We start from the raw sequence: 22,083 nt of genomic DNA, 5'->3' as shown, positions 1-22,083 counted from the left end.
TATGAAACGAGTCAACGTCCCCCTTATGCTGGTAACCCTGATCGCCAGCGCAGCCCACGCGGAGAACAACTATTGTCCCAGCTCCCCGCCCACGCCGTTTACCCAGCAGCTTGCGCAGATCGCGGTATCGCGCGCGCTGCCGGTTGGCAGCGATATTCCCGGTACGCAGCGGGTCTTCACCTTTAGTGGAAACTGCAGAGACCGCAGCGGTTGGGCGGATGTCACCCCGGGGCACCCCATTATTGCCTGCTATTACGGCAGCGGCGAAGAAGTCGCGGGTTTTCCGGGGGTCTATGAAACCGGCGTCGAAGGCATCGGTATTGCGCTGCAAAATAGCGCCGGCCAAAGGGTGAGTGGTATCGGTAGCGATTGCGATACGCGCGCGCAGGCGCTGGGGTATATCTCCAGCGACGCCAGAATGACCTTTGGATATACGGTCACACTGACGCTGGTAAAAACGGGGGATACGGCAACGAGCGGTACTCTCGATGTCGCGCAAACCAAATTTGGCATGGGGGTCTATGATACCGGTCTGGGCATCGGCAGTCAGGGGCAGCAAAACTATATCGGCTATGCGGGAGATATTGTGTATAAAGCGGTAAGCTGCATCGTCCCCTCGACGTTAACTGTCAACATGGGTTCTGTTCCGGTGGGTCAATTCTCTGGTCCGGGCAGCACCAGCGACGAAAAAAATCTGTCAATTCCAGTGCGGTGCGACGATAAGGTCGCCGTGAATACGTCAATAAGCAGTCAAGGTTATCTCTCCCCGGCGCTCGGCGTAGTGGCCTTAAGCAATGAAACCGGCGTAGCCCAGGGGGTCGGCGTTCAGGTGCTTTATAACGGCTCGCCCGTTCAGTTCGATCGTTTCTTCCCTGTTGGCACCATCCCTGAGGCTGGCGCATCGATAACCCTGCCGCTCACCTTTCGCTATTACCAGAACACGCCGGAGATCCATCCCGGCCACGCCAACGCGGTGGCCACCTTAACGATGATGTACAACTGAGTTTATCCCGCTCTCGTTTCTCACTGCTCACTAAAGGAGTCGATAATGAGAATTATCGCCAGCCCGGCCATCATAACGTTATTTACGGCGATTTCGTCGTCATTACCCACTTATGCTGCGGATGTCACTCTTTATATCAACGGCGATATTGTTGCGTCTTCCTGCACCGTCGAAAACAACGGTATGTATAATATCGATCTCGGACATAATATTCCCAGCCGCCGGCTTAACGCGGCCAACTCTTATTCCACTTGGACAGAATTTTACGTCACGCTGAGCCACTGTCCCGTGGGGACATCAAGAGTTACCGCTCACTTTACAGGCCCTCTCGACGGTACTAACCCTAATTTATATGCCAACGTGAGCAGCCCCGATAGTTCACGCAATGTCGCGATAGAACTTCAGCGTATAACCGGTTCAGTGAATGCCGGCAGCGGAAAATCTATTGCCGTCGATGTTGATAATAACCGTCAGGCCATATTCGATATGCGTGCGCGCATATTTAGCGTCACCGGGGGCGCCACCGCGGGTCATATCAGCGCGATGGTCGTTATGAATTTTACCTACAACTAAAGGGTATCTGGCTCTTATCGAGCCAGATACTCCGGCTTCAGAGGGTAATCGAGCTAAAGCGCGCCGGATTGCTCGCCGTATACAAGACGGTATGCTGGATATTGCGATGGCCGAGATAATCCTGAATCAAACGTGTATCAACGCCCTCTTCCGCAAGCGCATAACCGCAGGCGTGGCGCAGCATATGCGGGTGTACCGGAACGGCAATGCCGGCCTGCACGCCATAATTTCGCATCATAACGTGAATGTGCTGTCGGGAAAGCGGAGTGCCTTTTCGCGACAGGAACAGCCAGGGAAGATCGGCGTTTAAACAGCTCGTGCGCTTAACCAGCCACTGGCTTAACGCCAGCTGTTCGCGGGGCTGAAGAGGATGAATGGTTGAAAAGCCATTTTTTAAACGCCGAATGGCGATCCGCTGGCTGGATAAATCAATATCGCTCACTTTTAAAAAACGTAATTCACTTACGCGCAGTCCGTGAATAAAACACATGAGGAGCATGCAATAATCGCGCAGCGAGCCATCCTGCTGCTGCGAAGCAGCAATTAATGCTTGCACCTCTTTTTTACTTAAATATTTTCGTTTTTTCATAGCCAACCTGACGGTTTCTTCAATGGAGCCCCTGAGATGCGGCTCCTGTATTGACTCTGCTCATGGCTACTGGCAATCCACTGTCGAGCAATTCTTGATAACTGCAGGTCCTGAATACTGTTAATAGTGATAAATGCTAACGTCCAATAATATCAAATATCAGGAATAGCCCAAATGCCAGATCAATAAATTTAAAAAATAATAAATTTAACTGTTACGTAAATAAGGAGATTTATAAGCTTATGCTATTAATATTTATCTTAAGTCTGATAAGGCGGCAAGTTTTTTTAAGTCTATGTGTAGACTTATTGGGGGTTTATTCGCCCCCTCAGCGTCATCGATAATGTTTTGGCTACAGTTTGCTGTTTTTTGGAAGTTATTTTTTTATAAGGAAATCATAAGCATGGAAACAATCCCTCGTGTGCAACATGACTCAGACCTGCTCCGGACCATCACCAAACCCATAGACGACATTGATAAACTCATTCGCTACCTGGCACCTAAATGTAACCAAATGTTAATGAACGGTAGACGAAACATCGGCATAGTAAAAGAAAACCAGCATCAATGCTTGGTTTTACTCCGTGGCACAATGTCTTTATATCGCAACAACGACGGACTCATCATCAACTCCGAAACAAGTCCATTCATATTTGGCATGAATAGTCAGCTACGTTATTCTCGGCATATTTACCTGCGCACCCAGGAAACATCTTCCATTGGCTTGATATCAATTAACGAGGCGCATAAGATCATCGCCGAACAGCAATTATGGGAAAATGTCACACGACTTCTGGAATATTCGTCGGCAAAAGTCTACGCCCACTGCTTTAAGGTTTCTAAACTTTCCTGTTATGAGATCATTGTTCATCAGCTTATAGAATTAAACAATGAACCGGAAGCGATCAAAAATAAAATCACCGCCGCCAATTATATTCTGTCGCGGACCTTTTTGTCGCGCAGTGGGGTCATGAGAACCCTGGCCAAATTAAAACAGCTGGGCGCTATTCAACTCCATCGAGGGATTCTGGTGACGATGAATCAACTGCCTCCCAGCCTAAAGCTTAGTGAATAACGTCTTTAGCCGAGCGGCCACCGCGATAAAGGCGCCGGCCGCATTCAGCTTGCGTTGACTCCGCCATTGCCGGTGGGCAGCCCCCTGCCCACCGGCAAATGCGAAACGAGGATAATCAGCCGTAACGATTCACGCTAATGTCGCGTAGCGCGGCGGCCATATCCAGCTGGGCCAGCTCTTTCAAGCCTTCTCGCTTGATAAACTGGCTCCGGTGCTTGCTTTTAACATCTTCCAGGCTTTTCTTTATCTCGTTCGGCGGTAATTTATACCAGCCGCGACGATGCTTCTCACCGCCAATTTCCAGCCAAAGCTCAGAATAGCTGGTTTTTACTCTGTCGCTTTTAACATGGTAATGGCTGTCGATCGCATAGATCTCCTTGATATTGAAATGCGACAAAAAACCGTACAGCAGCGTGATAATTAAGTTCTTAGGTCGGATGCCGTAAAGCTCCTTGGTCAGCACTTTCACTTCTTCATTATCAATGTCTTTCCCACCCTGGATGCCGCCAATCCAGGCCCGGCCGTCTTCGGTGCAGGAAAAACAGATACTATAGACGCGTTTATCACCCAGGAACATTAATAGCATCAATTCCCCCTCCTCCTGAAAAGGCGATGCCAGCAGCTTCACATCAATGCAGGTACCGTTTTTCAGCGCAATAGTGATTAGCGAACGACCAAATGCTTTCATATCGTACAGCTGCGGCAACGCCTCGGGAAGAAAGGTTTTCTCTATAAAATTCAAAGCGCCATGAGCAATATTGAGCTTCGCTCTTTTTGACATCTTTTTATTTAAATAGGCCTTAAAGGGTTTATCTTCAAAGTTAACCAGCCCCTCGGTAGCTCCTGTTAGTTTTGCGCAAGCGTAATTTTCACATAACGTCTGATATTCCTTATATTTTCCTCCGATTAAAGATATTTCTCTGCATTTCCGCAATACCTTTTTATAGTTGAGTTTAACGTGACAAATAAATTTATTAGTTTTCCGCCATTCTTTGATAGCGGCTACTGCTGTTGTCGAGACCATTGACCATAATCCATAGATACATCCATAAGCCGGTCAATATTAGCATATTTTATACAAGTCAATGTCTAACCCAGCGCTCGTTGTCGATTCGTTTAATAAAAAATTTGATCGCGACTAAAATAATCGCCGGCAGGTTATGTTACATGCTTTCAACTATTATTATTAGTAGGATCCCGACCCGCGCTCGCTCCCGACAGCGCGCAATAAGACACCCGCACTTATCGCTATGTGCTACACGGTTTCACACCGGATGCATCCCTCCGGCGTTTTGCCTATACTTGCTCACGGTCAAAACTGAACTTAAGTGGGTAACGCATGGAAATTGATCTCGATAACCTGGTCTTTAGCGGGCTGGAAGAAGCGCAAGAGCGCAACGCTGAGCGCCTTGAAGAGGCCGATAAAAAAGCGCAGGCCGTTGTTGCCGACGATGACTGCGGCGACGCCTGTAAGATCTAACGACGAAACCGGCTGCTCTGCCGGTTTTTTTTACCTGCCTCTCCCCAGGGACGGATATAAAAACGCCTTCAACGCGCCCATTTTACCGTTCGGCGCCTCCCTGCGTCCGTAAATCTGTAGGTTAAAGCATAAAACCGACAATTAAATAAACAACGAGCGCCAGGCTCCCAGTCACCAGCGCATACGGCATTTGGGTACGAATATGCTCAATATGGTCGCAGTTGGTCGCCATCGAGGCGACGATGGCATCGCTGGAGATAGGGGAAGTCATGTCGCCAAAAATTGAGCCAGAAATCGCCGCGCCAATCATAAAGTGCGGGTCGATGCCTAATGAGACGCCCAGCTGAACGCCGATCGGAATCATAATGGCGAAGGTCCCCCATGAGGTGCCCGTGGCCAGCGACATCACCGCGGCAATCAGAAAGATAAAGCCGATCGCGAAACCGGATGGAATAACGCCGGAGGTAATGGAGGCAATATACTGCCCGGTATTCAGCTCCGCTGAAATATGCCCCATCAGGAAAGCCAGGATCATGATTGAGCTAATTTTCACCATGCTGGCGTAGCCGATGTACAGCTCTTTGAAAAAGTTCTCAACGTTCAGAATACCCCGCGCGCGGAACCAGATAAAAGAGACGACGGTACCAAACATAACGCCGGAGTAGACCGACATCGAACCGCTGCCTTTTGAGAATTGTCCGTCGCCGGTAATATACAGAACAACCGGAACCATTAAGACAGTGGAAAGAATGGGAATAAAGAAGTTCAGCAATGAATTGCAGGCCGGATGGTCAATTACCGAGTCCGCCTCCTCTTCGCCATGCTCTTGTTCTATTTCGGTCTGGATCGTTTCAAACTTCACCTCCGCCTTTTTCATCGGCCCCCAGCTGCAGCCGGAGAGAATATAAAACAGCACCGAGGCTAATGAAAACCAGGCCATCGTGTTCCAGATCATTGAGCTTGCCAGGACTTCAAATGGCTCGCCGGTCAGATAACCCTGCGCAATCTGTACGCCGATAACGCCCATCATCGCCGCCCCCCAGCCGTTGATCATCACCGACGAGCAGACGGAGACGCAGGATGTCTGGATAATATAGGACATCTTTTCCGGCGAGACTTTATAGCGTCGGGCAAGGTTTTTCGTCGAGGCCCCGGCGATCAGCTGGTTTATCGAGCTCTCGATAAAAATCAACGATGTCACCAGCATCGCCAGCAGCTGGACCGATTTTTTATTGGTGACGAAATCATTTTTTTCCGACAGAAACTGCACCAGTTTACGCACGCCGCCGGTCACCACAATCAGCCGCATAATACCGCCGATCATCACCATAAAAACAATCGTTCGCGCATTACCGGCGGAAGCGAAGGTTTCGATAATCCCGTTCAGGGTGGCGCCAACGCCCTGGATAATACTGTGGTTAATTACCGCGTAGCCAACAAAAATGCCGGTGAGCAGGGAAAGGATCACCTGGCGAGTCAGAATAGCCAGAATAATGGTGACCAGCGGGGTAATAATCGTCCAGATGCCATAGTCATGCATGATGATTATCCTGTGCGATGCCCATTGCGGCGAAGGCGCTGTCAAGGTCTTGCAGCAAATCATCGATATGTTCAATACCGACGGAGAAACGTAGCGTCGTGTCGTAAACCCCGATGGCTTCCCGCTCTTCTTTTGACATCGACCCGTGGGACATAGAAGCCGAATGGTTGATCATGCTCTCCACCCCGCCAAGCGATTCCGCCAGCACAAAATAGTGCAGACCGCCGATAAAGCGTTTCAGGCTCTGGATATCCCCCTTCAGCGTTGCGGTTACCACCGCCCCGCCTGAACGCATCTGCTGCCTGCACAGCGCATGCTGCGGGTGCGACGGCAGGCCGGGATAATAGACGCTGGCAATCGCCGGATGGTTTTCCAGATATTCAGCCACCCGCAGCGCATTGCCGCACTGACGCGCCATGCGCAGATCCAGCGTTTTCATACCGCGCAGGGCAAGATAGGCATCGAATGGCGAGGCAATCGAACCGATGGTGGTTTTAATAAAGTCGAGCTTCGACGCCAGCGTTTCATTATTGGTGATTACCGCGCCGCCAATTAAATCTGAATGTCCGCCGATATATTTACTGGTAGAGAGCATGACCATATCCGCGCCCATTTCAAGCGGCTTGTGGTTCCAGGCGCTGGCAAAGGTATTATCGACGCAGGTAGTAATGGCGCGTGCTTTAGCAATACGGCACACTTTCGCGATATCGACCAGTTCCAGTAAGGGATTGGTCGGCGTTTCAATCCAGATTAAAGCGGTATTTTTCTGAATTGCGGCCATCAGGCTTTGCTCATCATTCAAATCGATATAGGAAATCGTGGCGCCGGTGGTACGCGTTTTTAATTTTTCGAACAGCCGCCAGGTTCCGCCATAGACGCCTTTCATGGCAATAATATGGGCATCTTTGGGCAAGAGTTCCATCACGATATTGGTGGCCGCCATTCCCGATGCGGTGGCGGTAGCGTAAATGCCGCCCTCCAGCTCGGCAAGCGCCGATTCATAAGCCTGACGCGTTGGATTAGAGACCCGGGAATAACAAAAATCGCCGCCTTCATAAAGGTTAGGTTGAATAAATGAGCTGGCCGTGACGATCGGCGTAAAAATAGCGTTGGTTACCGGATCGGATTGATTTCCAGCGTGTACCGCCAGGGTTGCAATATCTTTAGTTTTGGTTTTCATAGAGTACACTCAAATTATTATTAGACATAAAGGGTCGTGCTTTTTTATTGACGCCTTCGGCGAAGCTGGCGAATAAAACAACAGCCAAAACTCCGTTTAATAGCCAAAAAGGAATAGCTATTTCATCATTAACAGCGTGATTTGCGTCGTTCAATCACTATTAAAATGTATATCAGACGAGGAAGAAAATTTTGCCTATTTTCACTCTATTCCGGGAAAAATGGAGAAAAATGTTCTCTACACGCCAAAATCGATGATCGCTAATTAATTGATATAAATCTATTTTATTCTAAAGAGTGATGTTAATCACAAAAAATGGGGGAAAAATCCTCTCCTGCACGCTTCCGCTGGATCTTTTTTTTCGTCCTGCCGCTCACAGCCTGAGCCACCGCTGCGAAGAATGAGTTAGAGCTATTTTCTGTAGAATGCTGTATGGTCATACGCTCTTAAATCAGGAAATATCATATGTCAGAACGCAAAGACGCTAAAACTCGCCGTAATTATCTCGTTAAATGCTCCTGCCCTAACTGCTCTCAGGATTCAGAACACAGCTTCAGCCGAGTCCAAAAAGGTGCGCAACTCATTTGCCCCTACTGCCACAAACTCTTTCAGTCCTCATCACGATCCGCTGCATAATTATTCCCTTGCCAGATGCCGATTGCCGCGCGTGATTGCGCAATAATCAGCCAGCGCGAACTCATTTGGCAAAAAAACCCGCCTGCGCGGGTTTTATTTTGATTTGCATAGACTTCCCGTGCGCTTACTGTATAGTCGTGCCGGTTTTCATATTTAAAAGGTATTTCGTTGTTCCAAAAAATGACAGGTATTGTCAAAGCATTTGATAATAAAACAGGCAAAGGCCTGATAATCCCCTCCGATGGTCGTAAAGACGTTCAGGTTCATATTTCCGCATTATCGCCCGGCGAATCCACCACAATCAGCCCCGGAATCCGCGTCGAATTTCGTCGCGTTAACGGACTGCGAGGGCCAACCGCCGCCAATGTCTATCTTTCATAAACACCGGTTCCAGGCGCTACCTGGCGGATTAAAACATGGCCAGAAAGCGCTTCACCGTGCGCGAGCGCTCATAGCGTCGCCAGGCGATAGCAATATCGGTTTTTAGCGGCGTGCCCGACAAAGGATGATAGCTGACGTTAGGTAGCGTGATGCAGGTCATGGACTGCGGCACCAGCGCAAAACCGAATCCGGCCTCCACCATGCTTAACGACGACGATATTTGCGATGATTGATAGGCTCGCTGCACGTTAATACCGGCGCGCAGATAGCTGTTATACACCAGCTCATACAGCCCAGGGGCCACTTCCCGCGGGAAAAGAATCGGCGCCACGTCCGTTAACTGCTCCAGCGTCAGCTCGCTGTGGGATGACAGCGGATACGAACGCGCCAGCGCAATCACCATCGGCTCCTGGTCGATAATTCGCAGGTTGAACGCTTTACTGCTTTCACAGGGCAGGCGCACAAAAGCGATATCCAGCTCCGCTTCGCCAAGCGCCCCCATCAGCGTCGCCATATTGCCCTCGACCTGATGCAACGTGACTCCCGGGTGACTGTGCTGAAACTGCTGGAGCAGGCTAAAGATCTGCGGATGAAAGGCATCAGAACTGGTAATGCCCAGCGAGAGTCGGCCGTTCAACCCGCGGGCGATCCCCTTGGTCTTTTCCAGCGCCGCGTCGCTTAATGCCAGGATCTGGCAGGCATCCTCATAGAACGACTCTCCCGCTTCCGTCAGCTCGACGCCGCGGGTTAAACGGCGGAAAAGCGGCGTGCCAATTTCCCGTTCAAGTCGCTGTATTTGCTGGCTTAATGGCGGCTGGGAGATGCCGAGTTCTTTTGCCGCTTTAGTGAAGTGTCGCGCCTCGGCGACGGCGACGAAGTAGCGCAGATAACGAAGTTCCATATCGAAAACGTCTCAAACAATCATAGATTCTATATTGGAACTGTGAGCTGAATCGGGTCAACATTTATTTAACCTTTCTGATATTCGTTGAACGAGGAAGCGGGTAATGAACCATTCTGCTGAATGCTCTTGCGAAGAGAGCCTGTGTGAAACTCTACGAGGATTTTCCGCGCAACATCCCGATAGCGTCATCTACCAGACTTCTCTGATGAGCGCGCTGTTGAGCGGCGTTTACGAGGGCAATACCACCATCGCCGATTTACTCACCCACGGCGATTTCGGCCTGGGCACCTTTAATGAACTGGACGGCGAGCTGATCGCGTTTAGCAGCGAGGTTTACCAGCTGCGCGCCGACGGCAGCGCCCGCAAAGCCCGCATGGAGCAGCGTACGCCGTTCGCGGTGATGACCTGGTTTCAGCCGCAGTACCGCAAAACGTTTGATAAACCGGTCAGCCGCGAACAGCTGCACGATATTATCGACCGGCAAATCCCCTCCGATAATCTGTTCTGCGCCCTGCGTATCAACGGCCATTTTCGCCACGCCCATACCCGCACCGTACCGCGCCAGACGCCGCCCTACCGGGCGATGACCGACGTGCTCGACGACCAGCCCGTTTTCCGCTTCAACCAACGCGAAGGGGTACTAGTGGGGTTTCGCACGCCGCAGCATATGCAGGGCATTAACGTTGCCGGCTACCACGAACACTTCATCACCGATGACCGCCAGGGCGGCGGCCATCTGCTCGATTATCAGCTCGACCACGGCGTGCTGACCTTTGGTGAGATCCACAAATTGATGATTGACCTTCCTGCCGATAGCGCCTTCCTGCAGGCGGATCTGCATCCTGACAATCTTGATGCCGCCATTCGCTCAGTCGAAAACTAAGGAGATTCTCGTGGATAATCAACATCAACCGCGCCAGTGGGCGCACGGCGCCGACCTTATCGTCAGGCAGCTTGAGGCACAGGGCGTACAACAGGTGTTCGGCATTCCAGGGGCCAAAATCGATAAAGTCTTCGATTCGCTGCTGGACTCCTCCATTCGCATTATTCCGGTACGCCACGAAGCCAACGCCGCGTTTATGGCCGCCGCGGTTGGCCGCATCACCGGGAAAGCGGGCGTCGCGCTGGTCACCTCCGGCCCCGGCTGCTCCAACCTGATTACCGGCATGGCCACCGCAAACAGCGAAGGCGACCCGGTGGTGGCGCTGGGCGGTGCGGTAAAACGCGCCGACAAGGCCAAACAGGTGCACCAGAGTATGGATACGGTGGCGATGTTTAGTCCGGTAACCAAATACTCGGTGGAAGTCACCGCCCCGGAAGCGCTGGCGGAAGTGGTTTCCAACGCGTTTCGCGCAGCCGAGCAGGGACGCCCCGGCAGCGCCTTCGTCAGCCTGCCGCAGGACGTGGTCGACGGGCCGGTCCACGCCAGGGTTCTGCCCGCCAGCGATGCGCCGCAGACTGGCGCGGCGCCGGACGAAGCCATTGAGCGAGTCGCGAAGATGATTGCCGGCGCTAAAAATCCGATATTCCTGCTCGGCCTGATGGCCAGCCAGGCGGAAAACAGCGCGGCGCTGCGTGAATTGCTGAAAAAAAGCCATATCCCGGTTACCAGCACCTATCAGGCCGCCGGCGCGGTGAATCAGGACCACTTTACCCGCTTCGCCGGGCGGGTTGGGCTGTTCAATAACCAGGCGGGGGATCGACTCCTGCATCTCGCCGACCTGGTCATCTGCATCGGCTATAGCCCGGTGGAGTACGAACCGGCCATGTGGAATAACGGCAACGCCACGCTGGTGCATATCGACGTGCTGCCGGCTTACGAAGAGCGCAACTATACCCCGGACATCGAGCTGATCGGCAATATTGCCGCCACTCTGAACAAACTCTCTCAGCGTATCGACCACCAGCTGGTGCTGTCGCCGCAGGCCGCCGAGATCCTGGTTGACCGCCAGCATCAGCGGGAGCTGCTCGACCGCCGCGGCGCGCAGCTGAACCAGTTTGCCCTTCATCCGCTACGCATCGTTCGCGCCATGCAGGACATCGTCAACAGCGACGTAACGCTGACCGTCGATATGGGGAGCTTTCATATCTGGATCGCCCGCTATCTCTACAGCTTCCGCGCCCGTCAGGTCATGATTTCCAACGGCCAGCAGACCATGGGGGTGGCGCTGCCGTGGGCGATTGGCGCCTGGCTGGTGAACCCGCGGCGCAAAGTGGTTTCGGTTTCCGGCGACGGCGGCTTCCTGCAATCCAGTATGGAGCTGGAGACCGCCGTACGGCTAAAAGCTAACGTCCTGCATATCATCTGGGTCGATAACGGCTACAACATGGTGGCGATTCAGGAAGAGAAAAAATACCAGCGGCTCTCCGGCGTTGAGTTCGGTCCGGTGGACTTTAAAGCCTACGCCGAAGCCTTCGGCGCCAAAGGGTTTGCGGTAGAGAGCGCCGCCGCCCTTGAGCCGACGCTGCGGGCGGCGATGGACGTCGACGGCCCCGCCGTAGTCGCCATCCCCGTTGATTACAGCGACAACCCGCTGCTGATGGGCCAGCTTCATCTCAGTCAAATACTTTGAGTCACTACAGAAGGAATCCAGCAATGAAAAAAGTCGCACTCGTGACCGGCGCGGGCCAGGGCATCGGGAAAGCTATCGCCCTTCGCCTGGTTAAAGATGGTTTTGCCGTGGCTATCGCCGATTACAATGACGCCACCGCACAGGCGGTCGCCGATGAAATTAACCGCGGCGGCGGTCAGGCGCTGGCGGTGAAGGTGGATGTCTCTAAACGCGACCAGGTTTTTGCCGCCGTAGAACAGGCGCGGAAGGGCCTGGGCGGTTTTGACGTGATTGTGAACAACGCCGGGGTAGCGCCCTCCACGCCTATCGAAGAGATTCGCGAGGACGTGATCGATAAAGTCTACAATATCAACGTCAAAGGCGTTATCTGGGGCATCCAGGCCGCGGTAGAGGCGTTTAAAAAAGAGGGCCACGGCGGCAAAATCATCAACGCCTGCTCCCAGGCGGGCCATATAGGTAACCCGGAACTGGCGGTCTATAGCTCCAGTAAATTTGCCGTGCGCGGCCTGACACAAACCGCCGCCCGCGATCTGGCGCATCTGGGAATTACCGTTAACGGCTACTGCCCGGGGATCGTCAAAACCCCAATGTGGGCGGAAATCGACCGTCAGGTTTCCGAAGCGGCGGGTAAACCGCTGGGCTACGGAACCCAGGAGTTCGCCAAACGCATTACCCTTGGGCGGCTATCCGAGCCGGAAGACGTCGCGGCCTGCGTCTCTTATCTCGCCGGTCCGGACTCCAATTATATGACCGGCCAATCGCTGCTGATCGATGGCGGCATGGTATTTAGCTAATAATAAATAAGCTCTGACATGGTTTGCCCCGGCTTCAGCGCCGGGGCTTTTTTATCTCAACCTTTAGGGAAGATCCACAGGTCGCTGACGGGCAATGCCAGATGGCAACGCTCGGCATCGCGCAGCGCGCTGCCGTAGGCGCGAATGGCGAAATCATCGCCCTCGGTGCGAAACAGGTACTCCCAGCGGTCGCCGAGATACATACTGGTCAGCAGCGGCAATGCCAGCATATTCTCCTCAGGCTCTGAGGCGATGCGCAGGCGTTCAACGCGGATCACCGCCGTCGCCTCTTCCCCCACCTTGATCCCTTCCCCGACCATCCCCCACAGAGCCCAGCTGGCGCCCTCAATTCGCGCCCGACCATTATCCAGAGCGGTGACGGTGCCATGCAGCCGGTTATTGCTGCCCATAAACTCGGCGGCAAACAGCGTTCTCGGGCTACCGTACATCTCCTGCGGCGTTCCCTGCTGCTCGATCACCCCGTTATTGAGCAGCAGAATGCGATCGGAAATCGCCATCGCCTCGTTCTGATCGTGGGTGACCATCAGCGCCGACAGCCCCAGCTTGACGATCAGCTCGCGCAAAAAGACCCGCGCCTCTTCCCGCAGCTTGGCGTCAAGATTCGACAGCGGCTCATCCAGCAGGATCACCGGCGGGTTGTAAACCAGCGCCCGTCCGATGGCCACGCGCTGCTGCTGCCCTCCGGAGAGCTGATGCGGATGGCGACTGCCAAGATGCCCCAGCCCCAGCTGTTCAAGTACGGTCTGGACCCGCTGCTTGATCTCCGCGGCGGCAACCTTACGCAGCTTTAGCGGATACGCCACGTTTTCAAACACCGTTTTATGCGGCCACAGCGCGTAGGACTGAAATACCAGCCCCAGGTTGCGCGCCTCCGCCGGGATTTCGCTACGCGGGTTGCCGTCATAGACGCGGGTTTTACCAATGGTGATAATGCCGCTGGTCGGCTTCTCCAGCCCGGCGACCGCCCGCAGCAGCGTGGTTTTTCCGCTGCCCGATGGCCCGAGCAGCGACACCACCTCTCCCCGCTTCAGTTCCATTGACACGCCCTTGAGCACCGGATTATCACCGTAGGTCAGATGCAGGTTTTCTACCGATAATTCAATCATGTAATTTCACTCCAAAGCGCAGGGCGATACCCAGACCCACGACCACCAGCAGAATATTAATAAAGGAGAGCGCGGCAACGATATCGATAGCCCCCGCCGCCCACAGCGACACCAGCATCGAACCGATGGTTTCGGTGCCCGGAGAGAGCAGATAAACCCCGGTGGAATATTCGCGCTCGAAGATAAGAAACATCAGCAGCCAGGAGCCGATTAAGCCGTAACGCGACAGCGGAACCGTGACGTGGCGGGTGATCTGCCCGCGCGATGCGCCGGTACTACGTGCGGCCTCCTCCAGCTCCGGCGCTACCTGCAGCAGCGTCGAGGAGATGAGCCGCAGCCCGTAAGCCATCCATACGACGGTATAGGCCAACCAGACGCTAAAAATGGTGTTACGCAGCGCGCGCAGCTGAACGATCAGATGTTCACGCAGCCAGTCTGCTACCGGCAGCGCCGAGAGCCAGCCGTTTTTCAGCGACTGATCGAGCCACATCGGCAGAAACAGAAATACCCACAGAAACGCCAGCCCGGCCAGCAGCCCCGGCACCGCGCGCGGCACCAGCACGCTATAGTCCAGAAAGCGCGTGACGTTATCCGGTTTGCGGTGCATCGCGATGCCCACGAACAGATAGCAGACCACCGCCAGCGCGCCGCCGAACACGCCAATCGCCATTGAGTTAACGATGGCGCGCAGCAGGTTCGGCTGCTGCCAGATGCTACGGAACGTCGCCAGCGAGAGCTCATCCCATAGCGAAACGCCTACGCCCCAGTTTGAAATAAAGGCCCGCAGCGCCACGCCAATCAGCGGCACCCCAATAGTGACCGTCAGCCATGCTACCACCACAATCCCGGCGACCCAGCGCCATTTCCCCAGCGGCAGCGCGCGGGCCTGGGACGCTTTTCCCTTCATGGTGACAAAGCGGTTGGCGGTGCGCATCAGGCGGCGCTGGAGCATCACCAGCGGAATAGTAATGCAGATCAGCACCACCGCCACCGCCGCCATCAGGTGATACGAAGGTGTACCGAGCTTGTTGGTGAGCTTATAGAGATAGGTCGCCAGCACCATGTTGCCTTCCGGATCGCCCAGCACCAGCATCAGGCCAAATACCTCCAGGCCGAGGAAAAACAGCAGTACGCAGGCGTAGAGTATCGACGGTCGCACCATCGGCAGGCTCACCGAGGTCATCACCTGCAGCGGCGATGCGCCCACCGTCCGCGCGGCCTCCTCGACATCCGATCCGACGCTGCGCAGCGCGGAAGAGATATAGAGATAGGCATGCGGAACGTGCGTCAGCCCGGCAATCACCACGATGCTGAACATCGAGTAAATATTCCACGGCACGAAGCCAATCAGCTGCTCGGCCCACTGCGAAAAGAAGCCCACCGGCCCGGCCGCCACCACGTAACCAAAGCCCAGTACCATCGGCGAAACAAAAATCGGTACCAGAATCAGCGGCTCGATAAACCGCCGCCCGGGTAAATCGGTACGCACCATTAAAAAGGCGAGGATCCCGCCGAGGGGGATGGCAATCGCCACCAGACCAAACGCCAGAATAAAGCCGGACTTGAGCGCCAGATAAAAATCCGGGTCGCTAAAGATGAAAGCGAAGGCTTCGAGGCTGAACGATTTCGTGCGGGCAAAAAAAGGCGCCGAGAGAAAGCTCTGCACCACGATAAATAGCAGCGGGACATAAATCGCCAGCGCCGTCATCACGACGACGATACCGCGCGGCAAACCCTGCCATTTTCGACGTAAGACATTCATAAGCGATCCCTTTAAACCTGGCGGGCGTTAAGCGGGCTGCGCATCCTGAAATGATGCGCAGCGCCGGAGGGTTATTTCGCCGCGGCGGTGCGCCACTGTTTGATAAATTCCAGTCGTTGTTTCGGCTCAAGATACGCCAGCAGCGTTTCATCGACCGGAATAGGCTTCAGCGCGCTGCCAAGCATTTTGGTCATACCGTCGATATCATTTTTCCCTTCGATATCATTGCGCAGGGAGGGAATATCGGCCTGGTTCGCCAGGATGCTTTGCCCCTTTTCCGACAGCACGTAATCAAACCACAGCTTCGCGGCATTAAGGTGCTCGGCTTCTGCGGTAATAAAAGAGACCCGCGAGAGCACCAGTACATAATCTTTCGGATAGGAGATGCCGAGCGAAGGATCGTTTTTGGCCCGCGCTTCCGCGTAGGAACCGAGAATATTGTAGCCAATCAGGTTTTCCCCGGAGGAGACGCGCTCCATCATCGTACCGGTGGACGATTGCACGGTCAGGCCGCCTTTCGCTATGCCCGCCAGATCGTCAAAGTAGCTGGCATCGGCTTTGCTGTCCTGTACCGCCAGCATAAAACCCAGACCCGATTTCTCAATATCATAAGTCGTGACCTTACCTTTGAATTTATCGGCCTGGCCGGCGATCAGCTTCGCCAGCGCGGTATGCGAGTCCGGTACTTCGCCCTGAGGGATCAGCCGCTTATTGTAGATAAAGACCACCGGCTCGTAGGTCGTGCCGTAGGCTTTCTGTTGCCAGACCGCCCATTTTGGCAGCTTATCCCGCTCCGGCGAGGCGTACTCTTCGGCGTAATCGGTGGCGAGCTTCAGCGCCGTATCCATGGAAGAGCTCCAGACCACATCGCCGCTGCCGCCGCCCGCCGCTTGTTCGCTGATATAGCGGTTGTATAATTCGGTGCTGTTCATATCGTTATATTCAACTTTAATACCGGGATATTGCGCTTCAAAGCCTTTAATTAACGGGCCTGCGGCCTTGGTATCGGTCGTTGAATAGATAACCACTTTGCCTTCTTTAATCCCGGCATCCACCACCTTTTGATAATCCGCCGGGTAGCCCTGAGGAACTGCGGCAAGAACCTGTCCGGAGATAGCTGCCGTCAGTGAAATCACTAATCCACTAATTTTCATATACATAAAATCAACCTTTAAATATCAATTATTAAACTTAAATTTAACATATAGCGGGACGCCAGAGCCTTGCAACGCCGGGGTTTGTTTTTTTACGGCTTTTGTGACGCTGGCGTAATTTAAAGGAAGATTCGTCGGATAAAGCGAAAGCGATTTACGGTCTGCGGTAGAAATATTAAGAAAAGATTAAGTTTTTTACATATATGGCTCGCCGGATATTGGCTTTGATTAACTACAATAATAAAAGTGACGCTCCGTTTTATCGGCCAAGGGCGGTATAACGCGTCTCACTCAGCCGCTAACATAGGGGCTTGACCGCCCTGGCGTGGTTTATATATCACCAGGTTCAAGGATTTGTCCCCTTCCTCCCCGCAGTAATAACCACCAGCGAAAAGCCTTTAATACAAAATTCAAAACCTTGATCTTCTCCGTGGCTCAGCGCAGCATGGAAATGCAAACACACTAAAACAAGAATTCGCAACCCAATCACAGGAGAGAATCAGTGCAAACAGGACATCGCTTCCAGGCCACGGATCTGCATCAATTTGTTAAAACCCTTTTCACCCATATGGGAAGCTCCCTCACCGAAGCATCGCTTATCGCCGACCACCTGATTGCCGCTAACCTGGCCGGGCACGATTCCCACGGCGTCGGCATGATCCCAAGCTACGTACGCTCCCACGCGCAGGGTTATCTCCAGCTCAATCGCCACGCCAGCGTGATGAAGGACGCGGGCGCGGTGGTCACGCTGGACGGCAACGGCGGCTTCGGCCAGGTGGTGGCCCATGAAGCCATGCAGATCGGCATTGAGAAAGCCAGAGAGCACGGTATGGCCGCCGTGGCGCTGCGCAATGCGCACCATATTGGCCGCATCGGCTACTGGGCGGAACAGTGCGCGGCCGCCGGAATGATCTCTATCCATTTCGTTAACGTCGTTGGCAACGTGATGGTCGCCCCGTACCGTGGGAAAGACAGCCGCTTCGGTACTAACCCGCTGTGCGTGGTATTCCCGCGCGCCGGGCATCCGCCGCTGCTGCTGGATTACGCCACCAGCGCCATCGCCTTCGGTAAAACCCGCGTCGCCTGGCATAAAGGCGTCCAGGTACCAGCGGGGTCGCTGATCGACGCTCACGGTGTCCCCACTACCGACCCGGCGGTGATGCAGACGTCGCCGCTGGGGGCGCTGCTGACCTTTGCCGAACACAAAGGCTACGCGCTGGCGACGCTGTGCGAAATTATCGGCGGCGCGGTATCCGGCGGTAAAACCTCGCATCAGGAGACGCTGCAGGGCAGCGTGGACGCGATTTTCAACTGCATGACCACCATTATTCTCAGCCCGGAAGCGTTCGATGCGCCGGATATGCAGCGCGAGACCGAAGCGTTTATCGACTGGTGTAAACGGTCGCCGCACGACCCGGACGCGCCGATTCTGGCCCCGGGCGAGTGGGAAGAGGCTAACCGCCAGCAGCGTCTGGCACAGGGGATACCGCTGGACGCCGGAAGCTGGCAGGCGATTTGCGCCGCCGCCGAAGAAGTCGGTTTACCCGCCGACACCCTCGCGCAGCTGCGCCAGAAGCTGGCCTGATTTTTCCCCGATGACGCCCGAACGGGCGTCATGTCATCGTCATTAGTGTCGACATCAGCGCCGCCCCGCCCTGTACGATCAACTATTCTATACAAATTCAATAAGTTAAGTTTTGGCACAGCGTATGCATAACGCTCCCGTCATTTGCCGGTGCGCTGGCGCATGACGCCCTGACAAAGGCGGGCCGGGCCCGGCCTGTCCATTGTTGTTTATTCTCTGTTAACAGGTCTGTTACTGATGAAAAAAATCACGAGCGTTTGCCCTTATTGCGGGGCCGGTTGCAAACTTAAGCTGGTCGTCGAAAACAATAAAATTCTCCGTGCCGAAGCCGCCGATGGCGTCACCAACCAAAATCAGCTGTGCCTGAAAGGCTATTACGGCTGGGATTTTCTCAACGACACCCAGCTACTGACGCCGCGTCTGCAGCAGCCGATGATTCGCTATCAGAAAGGCGGTAAGTTCACCCCGGTAAGCTGGGAGGAAGCTATCCGCTATACGGCGAAAAAACTGCGTGAAATAAAGGAGAAGCACGGCCCGCGCGCCATTATGACGACCGGTTCATCGCGCGGTACCGGGAATGAAACCAACTATGTGATGCAGAAGTTCGCCCGCGGCGTGCTCCACACCAATAACGTCGACTGCTGCGCCCGCGTCTGCCACGGCCCGTCGGTAGCCGGGCTTCAGCTGGCGCTCGGTAACGGTGCGATGAGCAACTCGATTAGCGATATCGAAAACTCGAAATGCCTGCTGGTCTTTGGCTATAACTGCGCCGACTCCCACCCTATCGTCGCCCGCCGGGTGATTAAAGCTCGCGAAAACGGGGCGAAAATCATCGTCTGCGACCCGCGCCGTATCGAAACCGCCCGCATCGCCGATCGCCATCTGCAGCTCAATAACGGCAGCAATATGGCGCTGGTCAACGCCTTCGCCCACGTGCTGCTGGAAGAGGATCTGTATAACCACGACTACGTCGACCGCTTTACCGAGGGGCTGGACGCCTATCGCGAAACGGTAAAAGACTATTCCCCTGAAGCCGTCGAAGGGATCGTCGGCGTGCCGGCCGCTGAAATTCGCCAGGCGATGCGCATGTTTGCCGCCGCGCCTTCCGCCACCATTATGTGGGGCATGGGCGTCACCCAGTTCGGCCAGGCGGTGGACGTCGTCAGAGGGCTGGCGAGCCTGGCGCTGTTAACCGGTAACCTCGGACGCGCCAACGTCGGCGTGGGGCCGGTACGCGGACAAAACAACGTCCAGGGCGCCTGCGATATGGGCGTCCTGCCGAATATGTTCCCCGGCTACCAGGACGTCACCGATGCCAGCGTTCGCGATAAGTTTGCCAAAGCATGGGGCGTTAACCCGGCTGTCATGGACGACCAGGTCGGCACCCGGATCACCGAAGTGCCGCACAAAGCGCTGGCTGGCGAAATTAAAGCCTACTACATCATGGGTGAAGATCCCCTGCAAACCGAAGCCGATTTAGGCCTGGTGCGTAAGGGGATTGAGGCGCTCGATTTTGTGGTGGTGCAGGATATCTTTATGACCAAAACCGCCGAAATCGCCGATGTGCTGCTGCCCGCCACCTCCTGGGGCGAACACGGCGGCGTCTTTACCTGCGCCGACCGCGGCTTCCAGCGCTTCGAGCAGGCGATTATCGCCACCGGAAATGTTAAGCGCGACTGGGAAATCATCAGCCTGCTGGCCAGCGAAATGGGCTACCCGATGCATTACGATAACAACCAGCAGATCTGGGACGAAATGCGCGAGCTTTGTCCGCTGTTCTATGGCGTCACCTACGAGAAAATGGGCGATATGAACCACGTCCAGTGGCCGTGCCCGACGCTGGATCACCCCGGTACGCCGTGGCTGTATAAAGATAACCTCTTCGATACGCCAACCGGCAAAGGCCAGCTGTTCGCCGCCCCGTGGCGCGCGCCTGCCGAGACGCCGGATGAAGCGTATCCGCTGGTGCTTTGTACCGTGCGCGAAGTCGGCCACTACTCGTGTCGTTCGATGACCGGCAACTGCGCGGCCCTGCAATCGCTTGCCGATGAGCCGGGCCGGGTGCAAATCAATCGCGCCGACGCGCAGCGCCTCGGTATCGCCGACCAGCAGCTGGTGTGGGTCAGCTCGCGGCGCGGTAAGGTGATTACCCGCGCCGACATCAGCGATCGCATTAACGAAGGCGCGGTGTATATGACCTATCAATGGTGGGTCGGCGCCTGTAATGAGCTGACGCAGGATAATCTCGACCCGATCTCGAAAACGCCGGAAACCAAATACTGCGCGGTGAAGGTGGAGGCTATCGCGGATCAGCGCTGGGCCGAGCAGTATGCCTGGACAAGCTATAGCGAGATGAAAGCGCGCCTGAAAGCGGCGGTGAACGTGTAAAACAACGCAGGGAGATGCGCGCGTCTCCCTGCGTTGCCAGCTTCTTCGCCGGGTCGCGCTGCGCTTACCCGGGCTACCGGTCCGCAGTCCGCTGAAGTCGTGTAGATACTGTGAACGCCTGCAACTCTTTTAACTACTGTCACCTTTTCCGGCTCCCGGATGACAGGCACAACAACGACAGCGCCATCCGGTGCTGTCGTTTAATCCGGCACTCTTTCTTACGCTATCAACAACTCATGCTGTGACGCATCGAACGCCTTTCCTGACTTCAGTACACCGTACGCCACCTGCGCCAGCTTTCGCATCATCGCCCCTATGATGACTTTTGCCCGCTTTCCGCTCTCTTCCAGCCTTTTCCTGAACGCTTTTCCCCACGCCGTATGGTACAGCGCCGATAATGCCGGCATGTATAACGCCTTGCGCAGTTGAACCGGCCCCGCTTTGCTCATCCGGCTCGCCCGCATCACGCTGCTGCCCGACTCATGCTGCACCGGCGTCAGTCCCGCATACGCCGCGAACTGCCGCGCTGTACCGAACTTCAGCTTCAGGCCCGTATACGCCAGCAGAACCGCCGCTGTTTTCTCCCCGATGCCCGGGATACTGTTCAGCAGCTTCCGCCGTCGTTTCATATCCGGGTCGTTATCCGTCAGGTCTTTTATCTGTTTTTCGATACGCGTCAGCTCCGCGCTCAGACATCCCAGCAGGATATCAATGCTGGCCAGTTGAACCTCCGGCGCGGTTTCCCGCCGGTTTTTCTCCTGCGTCTGCATCTCTGTCAGCGCCTGATGCCTTAACACCAGGGCTTTCAGTGCCCGCTCTGTCGGATGAGGGGCCTCCCAGGCTGACGGGCGTTTTTCCCGGCAGAAGTGAGCCAGCATACGGGCGTCCACTTTGTCAGTTTTACTGCGCAACCCCTCACTCTGTGCGAAAGCTTTACTGAGGGCGGGGTTGATGATGGACACGGTATACCCGGCATCACTCAGATGCGCGGCCGCGTCTTCCATGTAGGTGCTGGTGGACTCCATGCAGACATGGGCACGGTTCACGTCATGGCCGCGAAGCCAGCGGACCAGCGCTTCGTGTCCGGAGAGGGTATTATCAAATTTTTTACAACGATGCCGGCCATCAGGGCGAAGAATGTCGACATCCAGTTTAGCTTTGGCGACATCAATACCGATGAAGTGGAGTTCATTTTCCATAGTGAAACCAACCTTGCAAATACGGGTTACCGGTGAAAGCCGGTCCATGATACTGTCCGGTTTATCACATGAGAAAGAACGGCGGTCCGGTGCAAAGGATCTACGGAACAGGCGCGAAAGCCTAAGCCCGGACACGGCAT

At 54.7% G+C, this 22,083-nt stretch carries 20 protein-coding genes; 11 read left to right on the top strand and 9 right to left on the bottom strand.

The features are described 5' to 3' along the window. The first annotated feature begins 1 nt into the window (after position 1). Together HMPREF1144_RS05715 and HMPREF1144_RS05710 are read left to right on the top strand one after the other, a co-directional pair. Positions 2–1,003, top strand: a complete 1,002-nt coding sequence (locus tag HMPREF1144_RS05715) for a fimbrial protein (RefSeq protein WP_009652081.1) — start codon at positions 2–4, stop codon at positions 1,001–1,003. 45 nt (positions 1,004–1,048) lie between these two features. Further along, on the top strand, positions 1,049–1,576 hold the full coding sequence (locus HMPREF1144_RS05710; RefSeq protein WP_009652079.1) for a fimbrial protein: 528 nt from the start codon (positions 1,049–1,051) through the stop codon (positions 1,574–1,576). Between the two features lie 37 nt (positions 1,577–1,613). Here HMPREF1144_RS05710 and HMPREF1144_RS05705 read toward each other — a convergent pair whose 3' ends face one another. Then, positions 1,614–2,165: a tyrosine-type DNA invertase gene (locus HMPREF1144_RS05705; RefSeq protein ID WP_004851620.1), complete on the bottom strand. Its 552-nt coding sequence runs from the start codon at positions 2,163–2,165 to the stop codon at positions 1,614–1,616. 403 nt (positions 2,166–2,568) lie between these two features. Here HMPREF1144_RS05705 and HMPREF1144_RS05700 point away from each other — a divergent pair, with 403 nt between their 5' ends. Continuing rightward, positions 2,569–3,240 (top strand): helix-turn-helix domain-containing protein, encoded by a 672-nt coding sequence (locus HMPREF1144_RS05700; RefSeq protein ID WP_042927091.1) that lies wholly within the window; start codon positions 2,569–2,571, stop codon positions 3,238–3,240. 115 nt (positions 3,241–3,355) lie between these two features. Here the strand turns inward: HMPREF1144_RS05700 and HMPREF1144_RS05695 are convergent, their stop codons facing one another. After that, a complete protein-coding gene (locus HMPREF1144_RS05695) occupies positions 3,356–4,264 on the bottom strand; it encodes a DUF535 family protein (protein ID WP_009652090.1) in 909 nt (302 codons plus the stop codon). A gap of 315 nt (positions 4,265–4,579) precedes the next feature. Here HMPREF1144_RS05695 and HMPREF1144_RS32585 point away from each other — a divergent pair, with 315 nt between their 5' ends. Then, the gene (locus HMPREF1144_RS32585) at positions 4,580–4,720 is read left to right on the top strand and encodes a hypothetical protein (RefSeq protein WP_004851627.1); all 141 of its coding nucleotides are present in this window, start codon (positions 4,580–4,582) and stop codon (positions 4,718–4,720) included. A 121-nt stretch (positions 4,721–4,841) separates the two neighbouring features. Here the strand turns inward: HMPREF1144_RS32585 and HMPREF1144_RS05690 are convergent, their stop codons facing one another. Next, on the bottom strand, positions 4,842–6,260 hold the full coding sequence (locus HMPREF1144_RS05690) for a Na+/H+ antiporter NhaC family protein (protein ID WP_009652089.1): 1,419 nt from the start codon (positions 6,258–6,260) through the stop codon (positions 4,842–4,844). Continuing rightward, complete coding sequence (locus HMPREF1144_RS05685; RefSeq protein WP_009652088.1) at positions 6,253–7,440, bottom strand: trans-sulfuration enzyme family protein; 1,188 nt, start codon at positions 7,438–7,440, stop codon at positions 6,253–6,255. The genes HMPREF1144_RS05690 and HMPREF1144_RS05685 overlap by 8 nt, the downstream gene beginning before the upstream one ends. Positions 7,441–7,905: 465 nt before the next feature. Between HMPREF1144_RS05685 and HMPREF1144_RS33475 the strand changes: the two genes are divergently transcribed. Beyond that, positions 7,906–8,076: a YnfU family zinc-binding protein gene (locus HMPREF1144_RS33475; RefSeq protein WP_216356110.1), complete on the top strand. Its 171-nt coding sequence runs from the start codon at positions 7,906–7,908 to the stop codon at positions 8,074–8,076. Positions 8,077–8,244: 168 nt separating this feature from the next. After that, positions 8,245–8,457 carry a cold shock-like protein CspF gene (gene cspF / locus HMPREF1144_RS05680; protein ID WP_009652078.1) on the top strand — a complete coding sequence of 71 codons (213 nt, stop codon included), beginning with the start codon at positions 8,245–8,247 and terminating at the stop codon, positions 8,455–8,457. Between the two features lie 28 nt (positions 8,458–8,485). On the opposite strand, the gene HMPREF1144_RS05675 is transcribed toward cspF, so the two are convergent. Further along, positions 8,486–9,358 (bottom strand): LysR family transcriptional regulator, encoded by an 873-nt coding sequence (locus HMPREF1144_RS05675; protein WP_009652071.1) that lies wholly within the window; start codon positions 9,356–9,358, stop codon positions 8,486–8,488. A gap of 106 nt (positions 9,359–9,464) precedes the next feature. Here HMPREF1144_RS05675 and budA point away from each other — a divergent pair, with 106 nt between their 5' ends. Genes budA through HMPREF1144_RS05660 form a run of 3 tightly spaced genes read left to right on the top strand, consistent with a single transcriptional unit; the run spans position 9,465 to position 12,728 of the window. After that, the gene (budA, locus tag HMPREF1144_RS05670; RefSeq protein ID WP_004851637.1) at positions 9,465–10,244 is read left to right on the top strand and encodes an acetolactate decarboxylase; all 780 of its coding nucleotides are present in this window, start codon (positions 9,465–9,467) and stop codon (positions 10,242–10,244) included. 10 nt (positions 10,245–10,254) lie between these two features. Further along, positions 10,255–11,934, top strand: coding sequence for an acetolactate synthase AlsS (alsS, locus tag HMPREF1144_RS05665; RefSeq protein WP_004851639.1), 1,680 nt, complete (start codon positions 10,255–10,257; stop codon positions 11,932–11,934). 23 nt (positions 11,935–11,957) lie between these two features. Then, positions 11,958–12,728: a (S)-acetoin forming diacetyl reductase gene (locus tag HMPREF1144_RS05660; RefSeq protein WP_004851641.1), complete on the top strand. Its 771-nt coding sequence runs from the start codon at positions 11,958–11,960 to the stop codon at positions 12,726–12,728. A gap of 56 nt (positions 12,729–12,784) precedes the next feature. Here HMPREF1144_RS05660 and HMPREF1144_RS05655 read toward each other — a convergent pair whose 3' ends face one another. The 3 genes from HMPREF1144_RS05655 to HMPREF1144_RS05645 form a co-directional block, all read right to left on the bottom strand. Continuing rightward, entirely contained in the window at positions 12,785–13,855 is a 1,071-nt protein-coding gene (locus HMPREF1144_RS05655) for an ABC transporter ATP-binding protein (protein ID WP_009652076.1), read from the bottom strand. Then, positions 13,848–15,617 (bottom strand): ABC transporter permease, encoded by a 1,770-nt coding sequence (locus HMPREF1144_RS05650; protein WP_009652073.1) that lies wholly within the window; start codon positions 15,615–15,617, stop codon positions 13,848–13,850. Before HMPREF1144_RS05650 ends, HMPREF1144_RS05655 begins: the two co-directional genes overlap by 8 nt. Positions 15,618–15,688: 71 nt before the next feature. Continuing rightward, positions 15,689–16,777, bottom strand: a complete 1,089-nt coding sequence (locus HMPREF1144_RS05645; protein WP_004851647.1) for an ABC transporter substrate-binding protein — start codon at positions 16,775–16,777, stop codon at positions 15,689–15,691. A 496-nt stretch (positions 16,778–17,273) separates the two neighbouring features. On the opposite strand from HMPREF1144_RS05645, the gene HMPREF1144_RS05640 reads away from it, so the two are divergent. Further along, positions 17,274–18,356, top strand: coding sequence for a malate/lactate/ureidoglycolate dehydrogenase (locus HMPREF1144_RS05640; protein ID WP_009652084.1), 1,083 nt, complete (start codon positions 17,274–17,276; stop codon positions 18,354–18,356). Between the two features lie 237 nt (positions 18,357–18,593). Further along, positions 18,594–20,744: a formate dehydrogenase subunit alpha gene (gene fdhF / locus HMPREF1144_RS05635; RefSeq protein WP_004851653.1), complete on the top strand. Its 2,151-nt coding sequence runs from the start codon at positions 18,594–18,596 to the stop codon at positions 20,742–20,744. Between the two features lie 218 nt (positions 20,745–20,962). Here fdhF and HMPREF1144_RS05630 read toward each other — a convergent pair whose 3' ends face one another. Continuing rightward, positions 20,963–21,943 (bottom strand): IS110 family transposase, encoded by a 981-nt coding sequence (locus tag HMPREF1144_RS05630; RefSeq protein WP_009652075.1) that lies wholly within the window; start codon positions 21,941–21,943, stop codon positions 20,963–20,965. Between the last annotated feature and the right edge of the window lie 140 nt (positions 21,944–22,083).

Origin of the sequence: Klebsiella sp. OBRC7 (genome assembly GCF_000293135.1) — a bacterium.
GTDB lineage: Bacteria > Pseudomonadota > Gammaproteobacteria > Enterobacterales > Enterobacteriaceae > Klebsiella > Klebsiella michiganensis.
This window is presented reverse-complemented; position numbering and strand designations above follow the sequence as displayed.

What these genes read in the sequence shown, in the direction of transcription:
- HMPREF1144_RS32585 (WP_004851627.1), top strand. Translation starts at nt 4,580, where the DNA reads ATGGAAATTGATCTCGATAACCTGGTCTTTAGCGGGCTGGAAGAAGCG.
- HMPREF1144_RS33475 (WP_216356110.1), top strand. Translation starts at nt 7,906, where the DNA reads ATGTCAGAACGCAAAGACGCTAAAACTCGCCGTAATTATCTCGTTAAA.
- HMPREF1144_RS05645 (WP_004851647.1), bottom strand. Translation starts at nt 16,777, where the DNA reads ATGTATATGAAAATTAGTGGATTAGTGATTTCACTGACGGCAGCTATC.
- budA (WP_004851637.1), top strand. Translation starts at nt 9,465, where the DNA reads ATGAACCATTCTGCTGAATGCTCTTGCGAAGAGAGCCTGTGTGAAACT.
- HMPREF1144_RS05715 (WP_009652081.1), top strand. Translation starts at nt 2, where the DNA reads ATGAAACGAGTCAACGTCCCCCTTATGCTGGTAACCCTGATCGCCAGC.
- HMPREF1144_RS05630 (WP_009652075.1), bottom strand. Translation starts at nt 21,943, where the DNA reads ATGGAAAATGAACTCCACTTCATCGGTATTGATGTCGCCAAAGCTAAA.
- HMPREF1144_RS05660 (WP_004851641.1), top strand. Translation starts at nt 11,958, where the DNA reads ATGAAAAAAGTCGCACTCGTGACCGGCGCGGGCCAGGGCATCGGGAAA.
- HMPREF1144_RS05655 (WP_009652076.1), bottom strand. Translation starts at nt 13,855, where the DNA reads ATGATTGAATTATCGGTAGAAAACCTGCATCTGACCTACGGTGATAAT.
- HMPREF1144_RS05685 (WP_009652088.1), bottom strand. Translation starts at nt 7,440, where the DNA reads ATGAAAACCAAAACTAAAGATATTGCAACCCTGGCGGTACACGCTGGA.
- HMPREF1144_RS05650 (WP_009652073.1), bottom strand. Translation starts at nt 15,617, where the DNA reads ATGAATGTCTTACGTCGAAAATGGCAGGGTTTGCCGCGCGGTATCGTC.
- fdhF (WP_004851653.1), top strand. Translation starts at nt 18,594, where the DNA reads ATGAAAAAAATCACGAGCGTTTGCCCTTATTGCGGGGCCGGTTGCAAA.
- HMPREF1144_RS05675 (WP_009652071.1), bottom strand. Translation starts at nt 9,358, where the DNA reads ATGGAACTTCGTTATCTGCGCTACTTCGTCGCCGTCGCCGAGGCGCGA.
- HMPREF1144_RS05690 (WP_009652089.1), bottom strand. Translation starts at nt 6,260, where the DNA reads ATGCATGACTATGGCATCTGGACGATTATTACCCCGCTGGTCACCATT.
- HMPREF1144_RS05710 (WP_009652079.1), top strand. Translation starts at nt 1,049, where the DNA reads ATGAGAATTATCGCCAGCCCGGCCATCATAACGTTATTTACGGCGATT.
- HMPREF1144_RS05700 (WP_042927091.1), top strand. Translation starts at nt 2,569, where the DNA reads ATGGAAACAATCCCTCGTGTGCAACATGACTCAGACCTGCTCCGGACC.
- HMPREF1144_RS05705 (WP_004851620.1), bottom strand. Translation starts at nt 2,165, where the DNA reads ATGAAAAAACGAAAATATTTAAGTAAAAAAGAGGTGCAAGCATTAATT.
- HMPREF1144_RS05695 (WP_009652090.1), bottom strand. Translation starts at nt 4,264, where the DNA reads ATGGTCTCGACAACAGCAGTAGCCGCTATCAAAGAATGGCGGAAAACT.